Annotated in this window: 16 protein-coding genes and 1 tRNA gene; 13 read left to right on the forward strand and 4 right to left on the reverse strand. The window is 62.6% G+C overall.

Annotated elements, in window-relative coordinates:
* Nucleotides 1-81: 81 nt before the first annotated feature.
* Complete coding sequence (locus NUW12_02555) at nt 82-1,224, forward strand: hypothetical protein (protein MCR4401655.1); 1,143 nt, start codon at nt 82-84, stop codon at nt 1,222-1,224.
* 704 nt (nt 1,225-1,928) lie between these two features.
* On the opposite strand, the gene NUW12_02560 is transcribed toward NUW12_02555, so the two are convergent.
* Nucleotides 1,929-2,004 (reverse strand) — tRNA-Lys (locus NUW12_02560).
* A 662-nt stretch (nt 2,005-2,666) separates the two neighbouring features.
* On the opposite strand from NUW12_02560, the gene NUW12_02565 reads away from it, so the two are divergent.
* Entirely contained in the window at nt 2,667-4,253 is a 1,587-nt protein-coding gene (locus NUW12_02565; protein ID MCR4401656.1) for a P1 family peptidase, read from the forward strand.
* A 137-nt stretch (nt 4,254-4,390) separates the two neighbouring features.
* Here the strand turns inward: NUW12_02565 and NUW12_02570 are convergent, their stop codons facing one another.
* The gene (locus NUW12_02570) at nt 4,391-5,131 is read right to left on the reverse strand and encodes a superoxide dismutase (GenBank protein MCR4401657.1); all 741 of its coding nucleotides are present in this window, start codon (nt 5,129-5,131) and stop codon (nt 4,391-4,393) included.
* Nucleotides 5,132-5,521: 390 nt separating this feature from the next.
* Here NUW12_02570 and NUW12_02575 point away from each other — a divergent pair, with 390 nt between their 5' ends.
* The 11 genes from NUW12_02575 (at nt 5,522) to NUW12_02625 (ending at nt 16,903) form a co-directional block, all read left to right on the forward strand.
* Nucleotides 5,522-5,833, forward strand: coding sequence for a hypothetical protein (locus NUW12_02575; protein MCR4401658.1), 312 nt, complete (start codon nt 5,522-5,524; stop codon nt 5,831-5,833).
* The gene (locus NUW12_02580; protein ID MCR4401659.1) at nt 5,808-6,104 is read left to right on the forward strand and encodes a hypothetical protein; all 297 of its coding nucleotides are present in this window, start codon (nt 5,808-5,810) and stop codon (nt 6,102-6,104) included. Before NUW12_02575 ends, NUW12_02580 begins: the two co-directional genes overlap by 26 nt.
* 19 nt (nt 6,105-6,123) lie before the next feature.
* Nucleotides 6,124-7,104: a creatininase family protein gene (locus tag NUW12_02585; protein ID MCR4401660.1), complete on the forward strand. Its 981-nt coding sequence runs from the start codon at nt 6,124-6,126 to the stop codon at nt 7,102-7,104.
* A gap of 570 nt (nt 7,105-7,674) precedes the next feature.
* Nucleotides 7,675-8,511 (forward strand): hypothetical protein, encoded by an 837-nt coding sequence (locus tag NUW12_02590; GenBank protein ID MCR4401661.1) that lies wholly within the window; start codon nt 7,675-7,677, stop codon nt 8,509-8,511.
* A gap of 248 nt (nt 8,512-8,759) precedes the next feature.
* Nucleotides 8,760-10,196, forward strand: a complete 1,437-nt coding sequence (locus NUW12_02595) for a S1C family serine protease (protein MCR4401662.1) — start codon at nt 8,760-8,762, stop codon at nt 10,194-10,196.
* Nucleotides 10,129-10,398, forward strand: coding sequence for an EsaB/YukD family protein (locus NUW12_02600; GenBank protein ID MCR4401663.1), 270 nt, complete (start codon nt 10,129-10,131; stop codon nt 10,396-10,398). The genes NUW12_02595 and NUW12_02600 overlap by 68 nt, the downstream gene beginning before the upstream one ends.
* A gap of 230 nt (nt 10,399-10,628) precedes the next feature.
* Nucleotides 10,629-11,825 (forward strand): ThiF family adenylyltransferase, encoded by a 1,197-nt coding sequence (locus NUW12_02605; protein MCR4401664.1) that lies wholly within the window; start codon nt 10,629-10,631, stop codon nt 11,823-11,825.
* Nucleotides 11,822-12,880: a hypothetical protein gene (locus NUW12_02610; protein MCR4401665.1), complete on the forward strand. Its 1,059-nt coding sequence runs from the start codon at nt 11,822-11,824 to the stop codon at nt 12,878-12,880. The genes NUW12_02605 and NUW12_02610 overlap by 4 nt, the downstream gene beginning before the upstream one ends.
* A 15-nt stretch (nt 12,881-12,895) precedes the next feature.
* Nucleotides 12,896-13,363: a LysM peptidoglycan-binding domain-containing protein gene (locus NUW12_02615; protein MCR4401666.1), complete on the forward strand. Its 468-nt coding sequence runs from the start codon at nt 12,896-12,898 to the stop codon at nt 13,361-13,363.
* Between the two features lie 1,042 nt (nt 13,364-14,405).
* On the forward strand, nt 14,406-16,322 hold the full coding sequence (locus tag NUW12_02620; GenBank protein MCR4401667.1) for a hypothetical protein: 1,917 nt from the start codon (nt 14,406-14,408) through the stop codon (nt 16,320-16,322).
* Complete coding sequence (locus NUW12_02625; GenBank protein ID MCR4401668.1) at nt 16,319-16,903, forward strand: DUF697 domain-containing protein; 585 nt, start codon at nt 16,319-16,321, stop codon at nt 16,901-16,903. Before NUW12_02620 ends, NUW12_02625 begins: the two co-directional genes overlap by 4 nt.
* Before the next feature lie 51 nt (nt 16,904-16,954).
* Here NUW12_02625 and NUW12_02630 read toward each other — a convergent pair whose 3' ends face one another.
* Together NUW12_02630 and NUW12_02635 are read right to left on the reverse strand one after the other, a co-directional pair.
* The gene (locus tag NUW12_02630) at nt 16,955-18,799 is read right to left on the reverse strand and encodes a dynamin family protein (GenBank protein MCR4401669.1); all 1,845 of its coding nucleotides are present in this window, start codon (nt 18,797-18,799) and stop codon (nt 16,955-16,957) included.
* On the reverse strand, nt 18,774-20,744 hold the full coding sequence (locus tag NUW12_02635) for a dynamin family protein (GenBank protein MCR4401670.1): 1,971 nt from the start codon (nt 20,742-20,744) through the stop codon (nt 18,774-18,776). The genes NUW12_02630 and NUW12_02635 overlap by 26 nt, the downstream gene beginning before the upstream one ends.
* Nucleotides 20,745-20,843: the final 99 nt, after the last annotated feature.

Below are 20,843 nucleotides of genomic sequence, written 5' to 3' on the forward strand. Positions count from 1 at the left end.
TTGTATATTCCGGGTCGTTGACGTCTATTTGGTAGAGAGGTGGTTACCTACCCAGACTTGAATTGAGGGAGGAAGGCACCAATGAGAAAACTGGTATCCCTGGCATTCTTATTCGCTCTTCTATTGACCGTTACCACAACGGCAAGCGCGAACGCTTTCAGTTTCAACCTCACGTTCTGGTCCCCCTCGACTAGTGGCGTGGACGAGGTAGGCGCGATAGTGTACGGATGCCTCCATGACGACGCTACGGCTTCCTATAGCCGCCACGATACGACATACTGGCTAAGGCCCCGAGCAGGGGTGGGAAGCCTCCAACCCATCCTCTCAGGTTCTATGCGCATGGGTTCCGACTGGGGCATATGCGGTTCCTACTGGTCTCACTCCGGAGAAGGTGTGATAGGCCCGGTTGTGCTCGCTGGGCCGTGGACTGACGAGGATGACCACTATGGTATGGTGATCAGCACGGACCCCAGGTACATCGTGGAAGGCTTCTCGGGAGGTGAGGATATCTCGGTGTCAGTCTGGAACTGGGACCATTATGACTACGATCTCGAGGAATGGGTCGGGAAATCCCTTGGGCTTTTCTTCGAGAGCTCCAAGAACGTCAGCCTCTCCTCGCTGGACCTTGGCGTTGAGCGGGAAATGGCGCTCTCCCACGATACTACATTTGCGGGTTTCGTCGGGATAAAGAGAGGGACCTGGTCAGCGGACAGCGATCTTACCGCAGCAGACCTCGGAGGCACGTATGATACCTACCCGGAGGATTACGAGTTCAACTGGCAGCGGATCGTCAAGGCCGTTAATGCAACCATGTTCGGCCCCGCTGTATCTGTATCCGGCCACCTTCGCAAGGGGAACCTCGGGGTCGGGGCCAAAGTGGGATACGCGTACCTCCCCTGGGGAAACGCCACGCAGACGGTGGACCGCACGAGCGCAAGAGATACGTACGCTGAGGGAAGCCTCATATCTAGAGAGGCTGGCGAGGCGTACTCATTCGAGCACGTGTTCTCGCCTTCAACGCAGGTTCTAGATCTCGAAGCCACGGTGACCTACAGGGTGACCGAGAATCTACTCGCGGCGGTGGGGCTCAAGAAGTCAACGTGGTATGAACTCCCGGCCATCCTCCATCTTGATGAGGTCTTCTGGAATTATGAGGCGTCTGCAGGCTCAACATCAACCGTATCGGTGGAAGGCATCACCGTCGGCTTGGTGTATTCCTTCTAGCGGGCGGGCGAGCTACATACTCTCGGCGGTAACAACAGTGTGAAGGCTCCCGTTCGAGGCAACCCGACAGGATCTATGGACTCGGGCAAGGGGCGGGGTGTGAGACAGCACCCGCCCCTTCTGCGCGAGGATGTCAGTCCCGCCAGATCAAGCGCCGACGCCGGCGACGCCACGTTGCACCCCGCTTGCCTGCGAAGCCACGCGATAGCGAGTCGCAAAGCATCACTCCCTAGCGTGTTGAGCCTGACCGCAACCCAATCGAGGTATTCCACGTCGTCCAGTGGGAGCTTGAAAGAAACGCGCACTAGTGGCTGAGGACGGAGAGAAGAGATGTCGCCAATCATGAGTTGGTTCTTCGTCAACTTTGGTGTACACTCGTTGTGCCGCACTAAGTCGATGTGGAACGGCCGGGCCTCGGCGATGCGGGGTCGGCGACGCGGCATTAGCAGCCGACGACCGCGGCGAAGAGCGGACTCGTCCACGCCGGGGACTCCGGGTGCCACGGTCACTTCGCTTTCACGCCTGGCGACCCGTGGAAGCACGGTGGCACTCGGGCGAACACGCACGTAGTGGGCGATCCTTGCGCCAGCGGTGCTGTTGGGCCCATGCACAAGCATTCGCAGCAGTCGTGTCAAGCGCTCCGTACGCTGGGCGGGGCGTCTTGCCAGCAGGCCGAGTGGCTCAGAGAAGGTCCACTTAAAGACTGGTGAGCCATCCGGGACTCGAACCCGGGACACCCGGATTAAAAGTCCGGTGCTCTACCAACTGAGCTAATGGCCCACCTCAAGAATCGTGCTATACAATTCGCGTGATAGCGCGCGGACGCCCGTGCGACACATTACAATACTACCACAACCAAGCTGTGCTATCAAGGGCAGACCGCTGCCAGTACGTGTCAGGAACCGCGTGGCGGTCCCGCTCGGTTTGAGAGTCGCACTCCTAGGTAGTCGGGTCACCCGGTACGAAGCATACTGGTTCCGTGGTCCCGTCGGTCCCGTCGCGTGTGGTTTGCAGCAGGCTGCAATGGGATCGGGAGCGCGTAGCGATTCTTGCGGCGGGGAAACGGTCGTGATGTCAGGGCCTCGGGCCAGCCCACTCCAGCCCACCGCCCACTGCCAATCGATACAGACGGTCTTTGCTATAATGATGGTAGCGACGTGAGAAAACCTTCGCGCCGCCTAAATGGTGGGCTGCCACTAGCCGTCATGGCACCGGGACGGCAACAACGACCGGAAAGTTCTTGTGACCAAGGGCGATGTCCCGCGGCGAAGTCCGGAGCGATTCTTGGAGGCCGGGGCTCCCAGCGTGTTGCGGCTTCTCATAGATACCGAAGCTCGAACTCAGAAACAGCGTCCGGTTTGAACGGTATACACGTGGAGTGCGCTCACAGTGCGCCTAGGCATCGTTTGGACATCGGCATTGGTTATCCATAGGCGTGTATCTTGACAGGCTCCCGAAGGGAGGCGAGGAGAATCACACACAAGGCTAGGCCAAGGGCGAGAGACATAGGGATCGACATCGGGGTGCTCCTCCCCGGGAAATTCAATGCCATCACGGACGTGGCGGGAGTCGGCGTCGGTCACGTTACATTGACCGGCGGCGAGGGGAAACTGGTCCCGGGCAAAGGGCCGGTCCGCACTGGCGTCACTGTTGTATCGCCACACGAGGACAACTTGTTCGAGGAGAAGGTGCCGGCCGCTGCGTTCGCGCTCAATGCGTTCGGCAAGGCAATCGGGCTGGAGCAACTCAACGAGCTCGGAAACTTGGAAGCGCCCATAGCCCTCACCAACACTTTGAATGCGCCCCTCGTGGCGGACGCGCTCATCGAGTGGGCTATTTCGCGGAACCCTGACATCGGGATTTCCACGAGCACAGTCAACCCCGTAGTGGGCGAGGTGAATGACGGCTATCTGAACGACATCCAGGGGCGCCATGTTCACAGGGAGCATGTCTTTGCGGCAATAGACCTCGCAGTGGAAAACGCGCGTGGCGCAACAGGGAAGACGACAGGGAGGATGGTAGGAGAAGAGACGGCAGAAGGGGCGGCATCCGAAGCCCACTGGGCGGCGCAGGGGGCGGACAAGACAGCACGACGGACAGCGCCGGGGACGGACGGGATGGGAGCGGCGGTGCGAACAGAGGAGACAGCGCCCGCAGTCGCATCGGCGCGGGAGCGAGTGGGCGATACCCAGGCGGATGGCGCGGCCGGGGCTTGTGTCGCTGAGGGCTCCGTGGGAGCGGGGACGGGCGCGTGCTGCATGGGCTGGAAGGGCGGCATCGGCACGTCATCACGGGTGCTGCCCGAGGCGCGGGGTGGATACACGCTCGGTGCTTTGGTCCTCACGAATTTCGGCGGAATACTCACTGTGAACGGCGCTCCTGTTGGACGCGAACTCGGACGGTACGCCTTCAGCGGCGACTTCCCTTACGGGCCTCAGCCCGGCCCTCGGAGGCAGACTGAGGAGACGCGCCGGCTAGACGGAGAGGGGCCTTCTGCTGACATCCAGCACTTGGGCGGCTCTGTGATAGTGGTGCTTGCAACCGACGCGCCGCTTGACCATAGACAACTCGAGCGCCTCGCGAAAAGGGCGGGCCTGGGTCTTGCGCGCACGGGGTTTTTCAGCAGCAACGGCTCTGGTGACTTCTTCATCGCCTTCTCGACCGCTCGGCGCATTCCCCACCGGGCGCCGTTAGCACAGGATCTAACGGTGTTGAGCAACGACGCCATGTCCGCGTTGTTCTTGGCAGCCGTCGAGGCCACCGAGGAAGCGGTCGTAAACTCCATACTTCGAGCTACGACGGTTGTAGGGCGAGACGGGCACGTCGCGGAGGCTATTGACATCGATGATGTCGTCGCTGTCCTAAAAAAGTACAATGCCCTCGGCTGGCACAGAAGACTCCCACCGTGGGGGCACCAAAGAACGATCAGGTTCAGACCCTGGAGATGTCATACGCGGGCGGCGATCTGTCGATGGTCGTCTTACTGCCGAAGCCAGAGTGTGGGACCGGCAAACTCGAGGTCGCGTTGAGCACCGAGCTTGTCCGGTCCCATCTCGCCGCTTCAACCTGGGAACGGGAACAGGCTCCCCGGCGGCATTGGCTCGAACGGTGTGGTCGGGCGGGGTGAGGGTCAGAGTGAGGGTGAGGATGGGAGCGAGGATGGGGGCTAGGACGGGTGCGAGGGTGGCGGAAAGGGCGGGGGCGAGGGCAGGCGGCCAGGCGCGCTCTGCCAGTGTAGCGGCACGTACGCTTCCGTCGCAAGCCGCAGGCGTCTCTCCACGTCAGGCCAGTTTACCACGTTCCACCACGCCTTGATGTAATCGGCACGTCGGTTCTGGTAGTCCAGATAGTAGGCATGCTCCCAGACGTCCACCACCAGGACGGGTATCGTGCCCCACTGCGTCAAGTCCTCGTGCCTCCACGCTGTCAGGATCTCGAGCCGTCCCCACTGGGGCTGCCAGACGAGCACGCCCCACCCGGAACCTTCGACGTCCAGGGCTGCCCGGGAAAACTGTTCACGAAATGTCCGTACGCTCCCGAAATATGCTACGATGCGGTCTCGTACGAGCCCTGTGGGATCGCCGCCGCCTGACGGACTCATGTTGGTCCAGTAAATACTGTGTAGTACGTGCCCCGAGCCATTGAATGCAAGCTCTCGTTCCCAGTATCGGACCAGAGAGAAATCCATCCGAGCTCTCTCGTCCACGAGCGCTAGCTCGGCGGTGTTAAGCCCCTCGACGTAGCCGGCATGGTGCCGGTCGTGATGGATCCGAAGCTGAGCCTCGCTGATGTAGGGTTCAAGCGCGTTGTACGCGTACGGAAGCGGCGGAAGCCGGTGTCCGCCTGGAGGCACACTCGGAATCCCTCCCCAGGCTTCAGTCTCCGGTCGATTGTCGTCCCGGATCATCATCGTCACCCCTTGTGCCGGGTCCTCGCATTGCCTGAACAGCCGGCGTCGCTGGGCGGGCCGATGTTTTCGTGCCACGCGGCTGTGCATGGTGTCCGTGAGACTGTCGAACTCCTTCAGCAGATGCCGGTTTGAGTCTCGCACACTTATCTTATGCGGCCGCTCGGGTTGTGGCCGCGGAAGGATTCTGTCTAGTGGTGTCGAATCCAGAAGTGCCGCGCCGGTCACAGTCCCAGCCAGTCTCAGCTGGTCCCTGGGGGGCCACGAGGCTCAGCGGGTCGGCCGGATAGCGCCGGCCGGGTATCAGGGTGGCTCAAGACCAAGTGGCAGAGTGGCTCATAGGAGGCGTGGCGGTAAGTCAGCAAGATTCGAGGAGGGTGAGGTCGGCACATGGACATCAGAGAAGAACGTGCAGCGATGGACGAAAGACGGCTGGCTGCGCTGGAGACGCTGTCGTCGGTGGTGAGATGGCTCAAAGAAACGAAGCCGTCCGAGATATTCTACGTCGAGGGAGAGGGCAAGGGGAAGACGCCCGCTCCCACCATGAGCGACGAGCATCTCAGGGTGATCTGGCAGCGGTGGGTCGCCAAGGCAAGCGATGTGATGGAGAGAAGCGCCATGATCCCTGACCTGCTTCTGTCGGACCTCGAGCGCCTGTTCAAGGAAACGAAGAAGGATGCCCAGGAGACAAGAGCATCTTAGGGCAGCCGCCGTCCTCCTGGGGCACGCGGACCCACTCGTCCATAAGCTCATGGACCAGTCAATAGAAAGGCTCGGGCCGCGGCACAGGTACGTCACACATAACATGGAGTACCTGCGCGCCATCCGCCAGCTATTCGGCGACGAGGCTGCGCTTGAGGCTACCCTCCATCTCCTTCAGGACTGGGGGGTCATAAGCGAAGAGGATTACGCGTTTGGCGTGGCGAGGCGCGCTCGGCAACCGGTTACGCGTCGCGGTGGCAAGAGAGCATGACGGGCGGAGGTGGAGCGAGATGACGAGTTCTGGCGAGCCGATGACGGGTTCCAGCGAGGCGAGACCGCGAGCGCTCGAGTATGCGGAGCTGAGGCTACCCGACCTGCAGGCGCTTGACCGAGCTACGACGGTGTTCCTCGTGAGCGTTAGCCCCATCGAGGTCCATGGACCCCATCTTCCTGTGGGCACCGACGTGTTCGTCTCCGAGGAGCTTCTACGCCGCTATGCGGCCGCGCTTGCCGACCGCCACCCTGAGCTGACCTTCGTGAAGCTGCCGCCGCTCCACTGCGGGTCCGACGCGCTCCCCGTCCCGGGGTCGCTCTCGGTCCCGGCGCCGCACTTGGAGGGCGTGCTCGTCGCGTATGGCCGCGGCCTTGCGAAGCAGGGGTTCCGCTACCTCTTCGTGGCGGACAACCACGGCGGCCCGCGCCACCAGATGGCCGTCGAGGCGGCGGCTCGCACGCTGTGGCGCGGGCACAACTTCTATCTCATAGATCCTTTCGGCGTGGACTATCGGCTCATGGTGCAGCACGACCCGGATTTCCTTCGACGCACCGGTCTGGGCCCCGGGGCGTGCGGGGACGATGCCGACAACCATGCGGGCACCAACGAGACCTCGCTCATGCTCGCGTGCGACCCGGCGCGCGTGTCAACCGACTTTCACGAAGTCCCGCCGTCTCGTTTACCGCAGCGCCGCACAGGAGCGGTGGCGCTGGTGGCCGGTCTCGGCCGTGTGCTCCGGGCCCTGGGCGGGCGCGTCATCGGCAGCGACCTTGAGCATCTCGCGAACACCCTCGCCTGGGTCGGGGACCCAGCGATGAAGCCCTACATGGGTGACCCTGGCAGGGCAAGCGCGGGGGCTGGCGAGGCCATGCTATCCGCTCGCGTCGCACTCGGCGTGGACCTTTTCGAACGTGCTCTCGCGAGCGCCGGGCGCGCGCCTGTGCACATCACGCCCATGCTGTGGGGCGTGCGCTTCCTGCGCCGCCTGCCGGAGTAGAATCACCGCCGACGGGGTGTCATTGGCTGCAACACCCATGGCGACCGACGATGCCAGCGATCCTTCCTTCCCCTCGGGTAGCATCACCAGTGCTGAGTGAGGGCGCGTTAGTTTTCGCCCCTCTTCCAGCAGTTGCCGCTTTGCCGGTGTTGCACTCTCTCGTCGAGTCACCGGCAACCCCTCTCGAAAGTCGGGAGCACTTCTGCGCCCTCACTTAGGGCATCATCAGCTTCGGCGCCTGCCCTCCTGCGTCTAGCCCTGACAAAGCGTTCAGATACATGATGCTACCCCGTCTGAGCCCCGTGCAGCCTCGCGCACAGCGCCGCGCGCCGTCGGAACAGCGCGCCTCGCCTCGCCTCGTTGCGGCGGCTCGCGTTGTCGCGCCGTTTAGTCGCATCACGCCGCGTCACGTGGCGCAAGGTCGCGTCGCGTCAATGTCGCGAGAGTGCGCTATTATGACGGGTGCAGCGGACGGGGCGGGTCCGTGCGCAGACTCGCATCCAGACTCGCGTCCAAACTCAGAAGGGCGCTCCCTGCCGCTGACACCTTTCTGCAAGGGGGTCGGTCGAGATGCGGAACACGAGTCCCATGGAAGAGAACCTGAGGTTCAACCGGACATGCCGCGAGGCAGCCGCTTACAAGAAGGCGGTGGAGAAGATCGTGGGCGACCTCTGGGACATCATAGAGTTCGAGGACCCGCACTGCCCACGCAGGGCGCTCATCACCCGGAGCGGGAAAGTGATAACCGTGAGGGAGAAGTTCCGCCGTCGGAATTACCAGGACATCCTTGTGGAAACGAAGAGGCTTGATGGGGGCGAAGGATGGGTATGGGACCGCGAAACCCAGGGGCTCCTCTACACGATGGTGCCGGCGGAGATAACCTACTTTATCCCGATGGACCTTCTCGCTAAGGCCACCCTGGTAACCATGCTCCGGAACCCCGCTTGCCGTGGCGGAGCGGTAGCGAGGTCAGAAGACGACGACATGTGTTTGCTGGCCGCGGAAGCCGATGCGTTCGAATTTGTCGAGGAACCTCATCTGCCAGGCCTGCGGGCCGGCCTTGTGCCGATTCCCCTGGCGCAGATCATTGGGCAGGACGGGGTACAGGTGGTAGGCTGTCGGGGGCTGCTTGCGGAGATACAGGTGGCAGCAGGTCGGGTCCCAGTTAGGGACCCGGACCTGCCCTTCTGCAGGCCCCGCTCAGCGCGCAGCCCGGCTTGCTCCATTCCACTCGACCGTCGTCCGTCCCGCTTCGGTTCGCTCCGCTCAGCCTCGCCCCATCCGTTTGCTACATCATGCATTCAGTCCAGAAGACAGGCAAGCGGACAGACGTTGGGCACGGCATGGCCGATCAAGCTCGTTCTGTTCCATTCGCCGCGCGTTCGTGGCGCGGTGTGGCGCACATGACGTGACGCACAGTGATATGCCGTGCCCCGCCGTGACGCGACCTGGCGCGACACGACTCCGTGTCGCGGCCATGGTGTATTGTTCACTTGCAGAGCCCACTGTTTACCTTTAGAGTCCCGCAGAGCCTGCGGGATGTCTCAGAGAGTTGCAAAGTGCTGCAGGGCGTCTCAGGACAGGACGTCTCAGGCCTTCCGCGAGCGCAAGTCGTCGCGGGTCGTCACAAGTCACCCGTGCGGAGGTGTGTGGCAATGAACTTCAGGCGAGCAGTTGGTGTCCCAGACAGCAGAGCCGGATCTACCGGGGCGCCGTCGCTCAGGGGCCTGCTGGTGGCGGCGGTGGTCTTTCCCGTTATCGCGATAGGCTGGATGAGCTGGGACGTGGCCCCGGTCCCGGTCCCGGTCCCGTCGTCTGCCGCGGCTGCGGCGGCGCCTGCACCCGGCGGCACGGCGCCGATGTGGCGATTCGTGGCGCGCCAGGTGGGCCCCACGGTGGTTGAGGTCCGCACTGACACGGGCATAGGCGCTGGATTCTTCATAAACCCTAACGGCTACGTCCTCACCGCGGGCCATGTGGTAGCGGGTGCCCGGCATATCCGGGTGGTGCTCGCCGACGGAAGGACGGCGGCCGCCGAGGTCGTGGGAGCGTCGGACGTGCCGGATGTGGCACTCATAAAGACCGACGCCGTGAACGTGCCCGTGGCGCGCCTGGGAAACTCGGATGCCCTTGAGCCGGGGGACCCGGTGCTGGTATTCGGAAGCCCGTTCGGATTGGACCACAGTCTCACGCAGGGTATAGTGAGCGGGCCGATCCGAGAGATCGGTGAGGCCCGTTACATACAGACAGACGCGAGCGTCAACAAGGGGACGAGTGGCGGCCCGCTGGTGAACTCCTCCGGCGAGGTCGTGGGGATCGTCGTTCGCTTGGCGAGGCAGGCGAGCGGCTTTGGGTTTGCGGTCCCGGTGGCAGACGTCGTTCCGCTGCTCGAGGCTTATGCTGTCAGGGCATCATGGACCCTGGATGGTCCGGGCACGGTCGCGCGACAGGCTGTTCCAAAAGGTGCGCCATCGGTTCTGATGATGGATGCGCCTCGCAATGTCCCTGGCAATGCTGCGGCCGACGTGATCATCGAGGCTCTCAGGTGGGCTGTGGTAGCGGCGGCACTCGTGGCCGTCGGCGGCTTTGCGCTGGTCGTGCTGGGGCGGATGAGGGCAAGAAGGCGGGCGACGACGCGTACGGGCGCGGCCGGCGCCCGTGGCGAGCGGGGCGAGCGCACCGGACGCGCACCCGTTGAGAGGAGGCGAGCATCTGGCGAATCGGACGAAGTCGAGGTGCGTCTCACTCGTCCCGCCAGCGTCACTCGTCCCGCTAGTCCCGGTCCTCTCGCCAGTTCCATCCGGTCACCCGCATCTGGGTCCGGGCCTGGGTCCGGCTCAGGGTCCGGCTGCGGTTCGGGGTCTAGTTCCGGGTCTGGGCCCGGGCCGGGGCTCGCGTCCGCGCCAGCGCCTGTGCCCGCGACCGAGGCGGCGGCTACGACCGAGGCGGCGTCCACGTCCGAGGCCGCGCCTGCCGCATCAGAGGACGACATCGAGATCGTCGTAATAAGAGGAGGTTTACACCGTGGGGAAGATCAATGTGAAGATCATGGACGCTACAGGGAGCAAGGAACAGGAGGCGACCGTTCCTGACGACACTCCTGTCCGCAGGATCATAGCGAAGCTGGTGGAGATGATGAACTTGCCCGCGACAGGCCCCGACGGCCAGCCCATAAGCTACAAATTCCATCACAAGGCCTCGGGCAGGCAGCTCGCTGACGAGGACACGCTTGCCGGTGCGGGAGTTAAGGACGGCGACGTGGTGAGGCTGCAGCCGGAGATCACAGCCGGCTAGCAAGGCCGCCGTCCGGAGGGAGGCGACACTAAGCGCCGGGTGTCGAGCACCCGGTACCGGCTGCCTGGCGGTAGGGGTTGCCGGGCGGTAGGGCGGCGAGACGCCGACCCGCCGCCCGGCGGTGCCGCCGGTCGCGAACCATGTCACGACGTGATGATGCGGCGATGCCGGAGCGCTCACGCTACCGGGCGAGGTAGAGAGAATCCGAGAGGGGGAAAGGGGGGATTACTGTGGTGCCAAATACGCCGCCGCTCGTGGTGGACCTGGACGCGCCCGAGGATAGATATAGCCGCCTGCGTCTCATCCCGTGGTGGGACCAAGAGAAGCTCAGGCGGGCCAGGGTGATGGTGGTGGGCGCGGGCGCGCTCGGGAACGAACTGTTGAAAAGCCTGGCCCTGCTCGGGGTGGGGCACGTCCTCATTGTGGATCTAGACCGCATCGAAAACTCGAACCTTTCGCGTTCGGTCCTGTACCGGGCAGAGGACGAGGGGGAGTTCAAGGCCGAGGTTGCGGCGAGGCGCGTGCGGGACATAAACCCCGACGTGCAGGCGAAGGCTGTGGTCGGCAACGTCATCACCGATATCGGCCTAGGCGTCTTCCGCGCAATGGATGTGGTGCTCGGGGGGCTGGACAACCGGGAGGCGAGGGTCGCGATAAACCAGAGCTGCTGGCGCACGGGCACGCCGTGGGTGGATGGAGCCATCGAGGTGCTCATCGGCGTTGCCAAGGTGTTCGTCCCGCCCGACGGCCCGTGCTACGAGTGTACCATGGGAGAGACCGATTACCGGCTGCTCAATCTGAGGAAGTCCTGCACCTTGCTGAGCCGTGGCGAGATGCTGGCAGGGAAGGTCCCCACCACGCCCACGACGGCCTCGGTGATCGCCGGTATCCAGGTGCAGGAGGCTGTGAAGCTGATTCACGGCCGGCCGGACCTACCCATCTTATCCGGCCGGGGGTTCGTATACAACGGTCTCACGTACGATTCCTATGTGGTCTCCTACGCGAGACGGAGCGACTGTCCGGCTCACGATAGCTTCGGCGAGGTTCTGACAACGCCGCTCTCCGCACACGAAACGACCCTCGGCCAGGCGCTCAGCCTCGCCCGAGAACTGCTCGGCCGGGACGCGGTCCTCGAGTTCTCGAGGGAACTGATCACAGGGTTTACGTGTGAGCGGTGCGGGACCTCGGCGCGGCGCATAGACCAACTCGGACGGCTTACGGAGAGCGACGCGCGCTGCCCGGGCTGCGGCGGGATGCGACAGCCCGAGTTCACCCACTCGATACAGGGTAATGAGCCGTACCTCGATATGACGCTCAAGGATGCGGGAATCCCTCCTTTCGATATCCTGACCGCCCGGGACGGTCTCAAAATGGTTCACTTCGAGCTGGGAGGGGACCGAGAGGAGACACTGGGAGGCCCGGGATGACACGGACGAGCGGGGTGAGCGACGTGGTCATCATCGTGAGCGAGCAGGCTTTCAGATTCATGGAGCAGTTTGCCAGGGGCGATACCTCGCGTGAGCGGGGCGGGGTGCTGGTCGGCCGGCATTCGAACGACGTCTCGTCGCTGCTATGGGCAGCGTGGGGCGAGAGCGGTAGCTGCCATGTAGACGCAGACGCAGATAGAGATGTAGATGCGGACACAAACACAGGTGCTGGCCCGGACAGAGACGCAGACACAGACACAGACGCAGGCGTAGGCACCGATGCAGACGTCGGCGATGCCGGTGGGTGCGCGACGGAAGGCGGCATCGGCTCCGCAGCAGGCCCTGCGAAGGCCTGCCCCGCTGCGTGGAGCGACACGGGGGCGTCGAGGCGGGCCGAGGCGGACGCTGGTATGTCGCGTCAACCAGGCATCCTCGTGGCGGCAGCCATAGAGGCGCGATTCAGCGAGGCCAAGAGAGCAAGCCTGACGTTTACCCACGAGACGTGGCGATATATCTACGAGGTCATGGAACAACGGTATCCGGGACAAAAGATCGTAGGGTGGTTCCACACCCACCCGGGGTTTGGGGTGTTCCTGTCTGGCCACGACATGTTCATCCAGAAGCATTTCTTCGACCAGCCGTGGCAGGTGGCGTACGTCATCGACCCTGTGGCCCAGTCGCGGGGGTTCTTCCGATGGCAAGGCGGAGAGGTGGTCTCGTGTGAGGACTTCCTCATTCTCGGCGGGGACGGAACGCTTGCGACGTTTAGATGCAAGGTCAGGGCTAGGGCCAGGGGGGATGTAGAGGGCGCGATCATGCCCAGGCCTTGGTCTCGGCCCGCGCCTGCGCCCTGGGCTGGCGAGCTCGTGCAGGCTCCTTCCGGCTCCCGTACCCTTGATGGTTCCAGGACTGCCCCGCGTACAGCTCCGTTACCGGTCACGGGAGACGCTAACGCCGGAGGACGGCCGTCAGGCCCGCAGGAGCGCTCCTGCTCCAGGCGGGACGTGGATTACTTACAGCGAGAGGGGCCTTCAGGCCAGGGCGGAAGCCGTTAGCAGGGCGGGTCGCGCGTGGCCATCCCGGAGAGCGGGCGAATCGTGGATTACCGCGCGTCTGGCCCGACGCGGCGAGCCCAGGGGCAGCCCGATGTGCTCCGCCCGAGCCGGCGAGGATGTGTTGGGGGCGCCCGTTACCCGGATCCAGTGCCGGGGCGACTGATAGCTATAGCCATCTGGCTTGTCTTGGTCGCGGCGCTCGTCTGGTTTCTCCGTTGCCCGCCGGCTGGGCGGTCGGAGCGACCGAGGCTGCGGGAGCAACCTGGGGGAAGTGGGCCATCAGGGCAAGATGGGGTCGCTGTCGCAGACAACCTGTCTATCGAGATGGGCTACCGGGTCCAGCCAGGCGACACTCTATGGGGGATCAGTGCTTACTACTACGGAACGGGCACTCGGTATCGGGAACTAGCATTGAGGAATGGGCTATCCGATCCGGACCGCATCTACTACGGAACAGTGCTGATCGTGCCTCTTTCGGAGTGAGGGATGCCCTGCAACCCTATAACCCCACTGAACGAGCACAGGAAAGGCCTGATATCAGGCTCCGGCCCTGGCACAGGACGACTTCGGCCTTGCCATGGTGCGGGGGTGAGACGCTTCGCAAGGCGGACGGCCCCGGGGACTTTCTAGACCGGGGCCGTCAGTCATGCCTCATCCTGACGATACCTCACTTCAATGTCCTTCAAGCCCGCGCCCGGCACCCGTAGAGGGCGCAGCCGTGGTTATCCTGCCAGCAGTCAGCATGATAGACCCGCCCGCAACCCGGGCACTCAACAACTTGCGCCGACCTGCCTAACGTGGTGGTGCAGTACGGGCAAACTTTGCCCACCTCGGACGGCCTGGCCACTCTCGGGCGCCCGGCGCCAGGCTGGACTGGCACGTTCCTACCCCTTGAATGTGCCGGGGCGAGAAGAGGGGACCGCCAAGGTGGTTGAGGACACGAGCGTGAGGTCGGCGATGTCCCCGGGTCTGACCACGCACCAGACAGCGCCAGCCCGATGAATAGGCCGATCAATGCCCCCACAGGTCCGGCTATCGCTCCGCCGATTACGAGCAGAATTAGCGGTAGGAAGCATCCTCCGCATCCGTTGTCAGTTTTGGCCATTCTTCTCCTGAGCCTCCTTCAGTAAGGAAAGGTAACTAGCACCAGCGCCTGCGCTCTCATTGATGTTGGCAGCGAAGGTCGACATCGATGACAGCCTAGGAGCGCGCTACTGCGCTTGACCCTGCGATGATGCCACCCTGAAGTCGCCACGAAGGGCCTCGCGCGTTCCGGTTCTGTATAGATTGTAAACGCATGGCGCGACATTCGCCGACCGCACGCTGGCGTCCCGGTCCTGTACGCAGGTCCCCCGAACCGTTTGCATGCGGCCACATTGTCAAACCGGGTATTGGCACTCGGACCATCCGATGGTAAGATGGAGGTGTCTCCACGCAGCAGAATCGTCTTGCGCAATGGACTTGCACTTTCGCGGCAACTCCTGGACAGAACACATTTCACGCCCGCTCAGGAGGGTGACGCGGCATGGACGATTTCCTAGCCCATCCCCGGGAGTGGCCCGGGTCGCGCTTTGAGTTCCTTCGTCCGCTGTATCCTGATAAGCGTCCACTTGCGTGCCCCATTCACTCCTCCCGCGACGTGAGGCTGGCGCTGGAAGAGCTTTTCCGTAGCTTTCGAGTGCGAGGTCCCGGGGACAACGCGGGCGAGAGGTCCAGGCAGAGTGCCATAATCGGCGCCATCATCGGGTTACTTCTTGGGCTGTCACCCATGGGGCCTCTCTTCGGCGTGATAGGGATGGCGATAGGCATTGCCTTAGGAGTAGCGTCAGGCCTTGGAGTCCAAGAGGCCGCGCAGCTGTTCGTCAACAGGCACGCGGCCGCACTCAAAGCGGTGGAGCGGGGTGACTACACCCATGCCATCGCTATCTACCGGAAATGCTTCGAGGAGCTGTTCGAGGGAGGAAAGGACGAGCTTTTCCTTCACTACCTTCGCAAGCTCGGCGGCGAGGACGTAGACAAGGAAGGACGGATGCTCGGCGCTGCATACCTTGCAGCATGCGGCTTGCTCAACCAGGTGCAGGCTTGGAGTCCTGGTGCGCACGGCCAGCTGAGGCGGCAAGCGCTCGAAGACTACCGCAGGAGCCTCGAGTACTGCCCTTCCAACCAGGCCGTCCTCCAGACCTACATCAGCCTTCTGGACTTGCGCGACCCGGGCGACGTGTCGAACGCCATCAGAGCTCTCGAGACCTCCCTGCGCCATCTGGAGGAGACCACACCCGATGACGGCCGGGAGGCGCCATGGTGGAACGAGGAGCTAATTGGAATATTCGAGCTCTGGGCTAAGGTGCAGCCACATGACACCGAGAACCTCCGCCGCCTTGCAAACTGTTATTGCCTGTTGGATGAGGGGGACAACGCCGGCCTGGAGCGGGCGCTCGATGTGCTGCGGGCGCTCGAGAGGCTGCAGCCTGACGACGCGGAAGTGACTGTGGCGATACGCACTGTGCAGCGCAGGCTCGACATGCTTGACACGCAGAAGGCGTTTGCCGGCATCAGGGATGAGCTGCGAAACCTTGGCGCCGGGATTTCGGAGGCCGTGGAGAAGCTGCGGGCTGACTGGCACCAACACCTGGTCGTGGTCGGCCGCGATATTACTGAGGAAGACATCGAGGATCTCGCCGAGCGGACACACTCTCTGGTCCTCCAGACTGTGGACAGGGGGACGAGACAGCGGGTTCAAGTTCATGAAGTCCAAAGGCGCCTCGAGTGCGGGTATCCGCTTTTCCCGAGCCTGTGCAGCGAGGCGCAGGAGTTTCTCGCGGTCGGGGAGTTCCTGTGGGACGTGATGAGGGATCTCCCGTCGAGCCCCGACTGCTCGGCGGTAGCCGTGGAATACTCAAAGGCGCTGGAGGCAGAGATCCGGGCGCTCATAAAGGGCTTCGGCGAGTACCTGGAGCGAAGGGGCGTGCTCGAGACCTTCCTGCGGCCTTACATCGAGCGTGCCGGGCGCAGGACGGCTCTGGTGGATGAGCCTGCACGCGAGAAACACGCGTGCAACGACTACTTCCTGATTGCCGAAGCCCTCTATGCGCTGATGCCTGTGGTGCATCCGGGTCCACCGTGCAAGAGCCGATATCGCCTCACTGTGGTGCAGGTGGCGAACATCCTGAAGTTCCCGGAGGCCAGACTCACGCCGGGCGCCCTCATGGCGCGGTTCAGAGAGTATCTGGAACAGCTCCCCGGGGCGAAACTCTTCCGAGATGCCGACTTCTACAAGGCATTCCTCAAGGACGGCGTGGGCCACAGATACCGCAATGGTGCGGCGCACACCGAGCGTCTCACAAGAGACCTTGTGATGGAGTTTAGGACTGCATTGCTCGAGAAGCCGGGTTACCTCTGGGAGGTCACCAGGGGACGAGCCATGGAAGGGTGCGGAGCATGAGCACCAATGACATCCAGGTGTCGCTGGCAATGAGCCCCGCAGAGCTGGAAAGGGCGCGGGCTGACGCGAAGAGGTATGCCCTTCGCGCCGCTGCAGCCGGAGCTGCGACGGCAGTGGTGCCCATACCAGTAGCGGACTTCTTCATCATCACCCCGATACAGGCCGGGATGGTCCTGTGGATAGGGCGCAGATATGGGTACCAGATCACACCGGCCCGCGCCAAGGAGATCTTCGCCGAGCTTGCCGGCGTGGTCGGTCTCGGGTACCTCGCACAACAAGGACTTCTTACCGTCTACAAGTTCATTCCGGTGCTCGGCGGGATGCTGGGAGCGCCGTGGGTGTTCGGGGTGACCGTGGGACTCGGCGTTGTGGCGATCCGCTACTTCGAGAGCGGCATGAAAGCCGACAGGAAGGCCTTGAAAGAAGCCTTCAGACAAGGCAGGCAATGGGCCACTGAAGTATACAAGACCAAGCCCTCCTGCTACAAGAAGCCGCAGGTGGTGCCCCTCGCGCGGTGCAACTCGTGCGATTGGCGTGACACGTGCACCGGCTCCTTCAGGCCCGAGCGCGTGGAGGGCTGACGACTGACGCACGCGACCGCGCGACTCCCTGAAACGGAAACGGCCTGCCCGTCAGCCTCCGGAAGCGGGCGCAGGTGAAGGCGCGGGCGCGCTGGAGACGAGCACACTTGTGGTGTCGAGATAGCTGCGCACTGCCTGTTCGAGGGAGTCCACGTCTTCTTCCGTCCAGCCGCCAAGGCACTCCCGGGCGAAACGGTCGTCGAGGCGGCCCGCGATGGTCCGGCTGTGCTCCTGCAGCCTGGGCAAGACCTCAACCTCTAAGTGGTGCTTGAGAGCATCCCGGAGCCTGGCTACGTTGTCTCGCACCGTTGCCCTGAGTTCGTCCTTCTTTCGCAGTTGGGCCGTAAGACCCACCAGGGCCCCACCGACCACCCCAGCCAAGGCCAGTGGAGGCACGACGGAGACAAGCGCGGAACCAAGCGAGATGTACGCCGCTGCCGGGCCCAGAACCGCGGAGTACGCTGCGAGGCCCACCCCCGCTCCACCCGCAACAGCCGCCCCTTCTAAAGCGGCTCTGAACACATCAGTGGACGGGTCAGGGAGGATGGCTGCCATGGATGAGTGGACCGTCTGCGACTCCCTGGTTAGGAAAGCCTTCATCTCTTGAGCAAAGGTCGAGTCAAGCTCCGTAAGCGATGTCTCCCAAGCCGCCTCAAGATCCCTCTGCGTCTCGTCAATCAACTGCTGCAGGAACTCATTGGTGGCATCCGCGGAGAACATATTCGTTATGGCCTGCCGCACGGAGCTGTCGATGTGTGGGAGCCATCCCTGGCTTAGCTGCGCGTCGACCTGCTCGAGTTCTCGACTGAGAAAGTCCCTGTATATCCTTGATTCCAGGCGGGCGCTCATTCTGTCGTCAATAACGATCCGCTTGCGGTCCAGTTCATTCCTGTACTTCGTTACCTGCTCCTTGCTGAATGCCAGCAGGCGAAGGAACGACTCATGGTAAACCCGGTCCTGTCCGAGAAGAGCGACGATTGACGATTTCGCACTATCGAACTTTACCCGGTCCCGTTCTTCCCTGATCTCCTCCTTAAGGAAGTGCATTATGTCAGCGAAGCCGCTCTCCCGCATGCCAACCTCGTCGCTGCGGACCACCGCGTCGTAGGCTCTCCGTGCGGACAACGGGAACACGGCCCTTACGTAAGCTGCGAATTCCTGTTCCACATGTCGCACGAGACGGTCAGGCGACGAATCGACCTCGTCAATGCGGTTTACCATCGCTACCAGAGGTTTTCCCATTCTCGCAACCCGCGCCATCTCTTCTCTCACGTCGGCCTGGCCGAGATGGTTGGCGTTGAGCACCCAGAGCACTACGTCCGACTCACGCGCGAAGTCCCGTGAAAGCTTCTGGTTTGCCTCTGTGAGCGTCGAGAGCCCGGGAGTATCGACGATCCTGATGGACGCAAGGCCAGGCAGGGGTGATTGTATCTGCACGAGGTTGCACCTTGAAAAGAATTCCGAATCGCCCCTATGCGACTTAAGGATCTCGTAGATGACGCCAGGCGCGTCCTCTGTGACGGTGCCGTCGGCGTACTTGACGGTTGCCCGGGGACTCGCCCCATGCAATACCTCGATGATGGCGGCAGTCGCCTCGAGCACGTCGGTGGGAGAGATCTCGCCACCGGCGATGGCGTTCACCAGCGTGGATTTGCCCGCCTTGACCTCGCCCATGAGCACGACGCAGAGAGGCTTCCGCAGGTTTCTGATTTGCACACGGAGGTTCTCAAGCAACTCACTGAAAACTTCTTGCGGGACGCGAACAGGCGGGTTACCTCCTGCCTCGAAGATGCGGCGAACCGATGACGCCGCCATGTGGGCTTCCGAACTGAGCGCCCATTCGCTGAGTGCGGTTGCTACTCCGGGTCGGTTACCTTCCACCTCTTGTTTCGGCATCTTTCGTCCTCCCCTCGAGAATTAGCCTGCGCATGGTAGTGGCGACGGGCTCAAGTGATGGCGGTTGTTGGGATTCGATATTCATTAGACACTGCCTGAGCGTGGCCACCTTGTCGGGCGGGCCATGAAGGGCAACATACGATGTCTCTCTGATGTGAGACACGTAATCCCTGACTTCGCCTGTGTGCTTGTTCAGGACTGCGACCAAAGCTGCTCGAGCGTCAGCGGTTGCGGCGCCGAACTTGGAAGTCAGCTCCTTCTTGATTCGTGGAAGGTGCCAAGCCTTAGCGATGGACCCGGTTACCCCTAAGAGCGACAGAACCGGTCCTGCAAACAACCCGACTGGCCCGAGCACGCCAAGTCCAAGCAGCGACATGAGGGCCCCTATATTGAATTTGCTGTCCGATATGTCAAACGACGATGGTTTGATATCCGGGTCTGCGATTGAAAAGATCGGCAAGGGGCTAGCCGTGTATGTTACCGGTAGGTGTTGGAATTCACTGATGAACGATCGTTCTGCCCAGAGGGCTGCAAACTGCGTCATGGTATGTGCAATCCGAGTAGCGCAGTCCTTGACGGCAATCACCAACTCGTCCTTCCCAGCAATCGCTTGCAGAATGGCCGCCCGGCGGTCGGCGCTTTCAGCGTCGAGGAGTTTCTCGGACATCGATTCGATCCGGCTGCGCACTCCGACACAGTATCTTGCCAGGGCAGCCTCGATCATGTCCGCCATGCCTTGCCGGGTGGTCGCGAGATCAGCCTCGAATTGCGCCTGGAGCTGACGACGACGAGCGTCGTCGGCCTCCAGTTTGTGCCTGTAGGAGGACGCAACGTTCTTGACGTCTCTCAGGATCAGGCCAGCTCCGGCTATCTTGCTTTCTTGCTGAATCCTGACGGCGTTTCTCCTGAACCGCCTGTCTATTACGACAAGGAGGTCCGCAAGGCCGCTCCGGTTGAGTAGGTCCCGGTCTCCCGACTCGACTGCCTTCAGGGCATGGAGGGCCGAGATGGGTACGATCTCCGAGAAAACGTCCCCAAAAAGCCGGTAGGCCTCGTCTACTACCCTCCTTGCAGCATCGGGGTCGGACGATATCACGGTGTCTATACGGTTCAGCACAGCCACTATGTTGCCGGTGCGCCGGCCGATTCGCTCGAGAGCCCTCTGTAGGTCATCCACGAGCTCGCGGGGCTTCCGTGCAGAGACCTTCTGAGCGTCGAGGACCCAGATGACTCCATCGGCCTTGTGATAGTAGTCGGACAGGCTCGACCTCATGTCGTCCGGAAGGTAGTCCTGCCACAGCCCCGGTGTGTCTACCAATTTGAAGTTGGCCAGGAGGCCCCTCCTGGGGCACTGCCAATGGACCTCACATAGAGGGGAGATGTACAGGTACTTGCTCTTGAGATGAAGAAGGAGTTCTTCCCTGGCCTCGGTGCTTGAGACCCTAGGCGAGCCTTCACGGAACTCTTTGTAGATGAGGGCCTCGCTCTCCTCTCGCTTTCTTTCCTCTTCTGCGATGAAAGCGCAGGCTTCCTTGAAGGACCATTGCCTTGAAACCCCATCCCGGAATTTGAGGGTAACAGGTGCGTCAGGCCGGGTCGCTTCGTATACGTCTATCTTCCACGTCTTCGGCAGGACGTCCATAGCCGCAAGACGAGAACCTGCGAGAGCGTTCAGAAGGGTTGACTTGCCGAACTTGCCCATGCCGACGATAAAAAGAGAAAACGGTGAACCCAGGTCGTCACCAAGGAGCGCGAGCTGCTGAAGCTTTTCCTTGCTGACCGACACTACTGGTAAGGCCAGCCGCGCCCCTTGGACCTTGCCATCGGGGCTGACGACCGCGTTCTGAAGGTCTACGGTGTGATGGAGGAGATCCCTGCCTGTGCCCTTCAGTGCCTCCCGGAGGAGATGGGACCTGCGGCGCTCGGCGCAGCGAGTGAGTTGCATATAGAATTGTACGGCCAGGGAGGACGCGGTCCTACCCTTGCGACTCCTCCGCATATGGTCAACGTTGGGCGACATTCTCCGTTTGCGAGCCCTCCCGTC

It is taken from the genome of Bacillota bacterium (assembly GCA_024653485.1).
GTDB lineage: Bacteria > Bacillota > SHA-98 > UBA4971 > UBA4971 > UBA6256.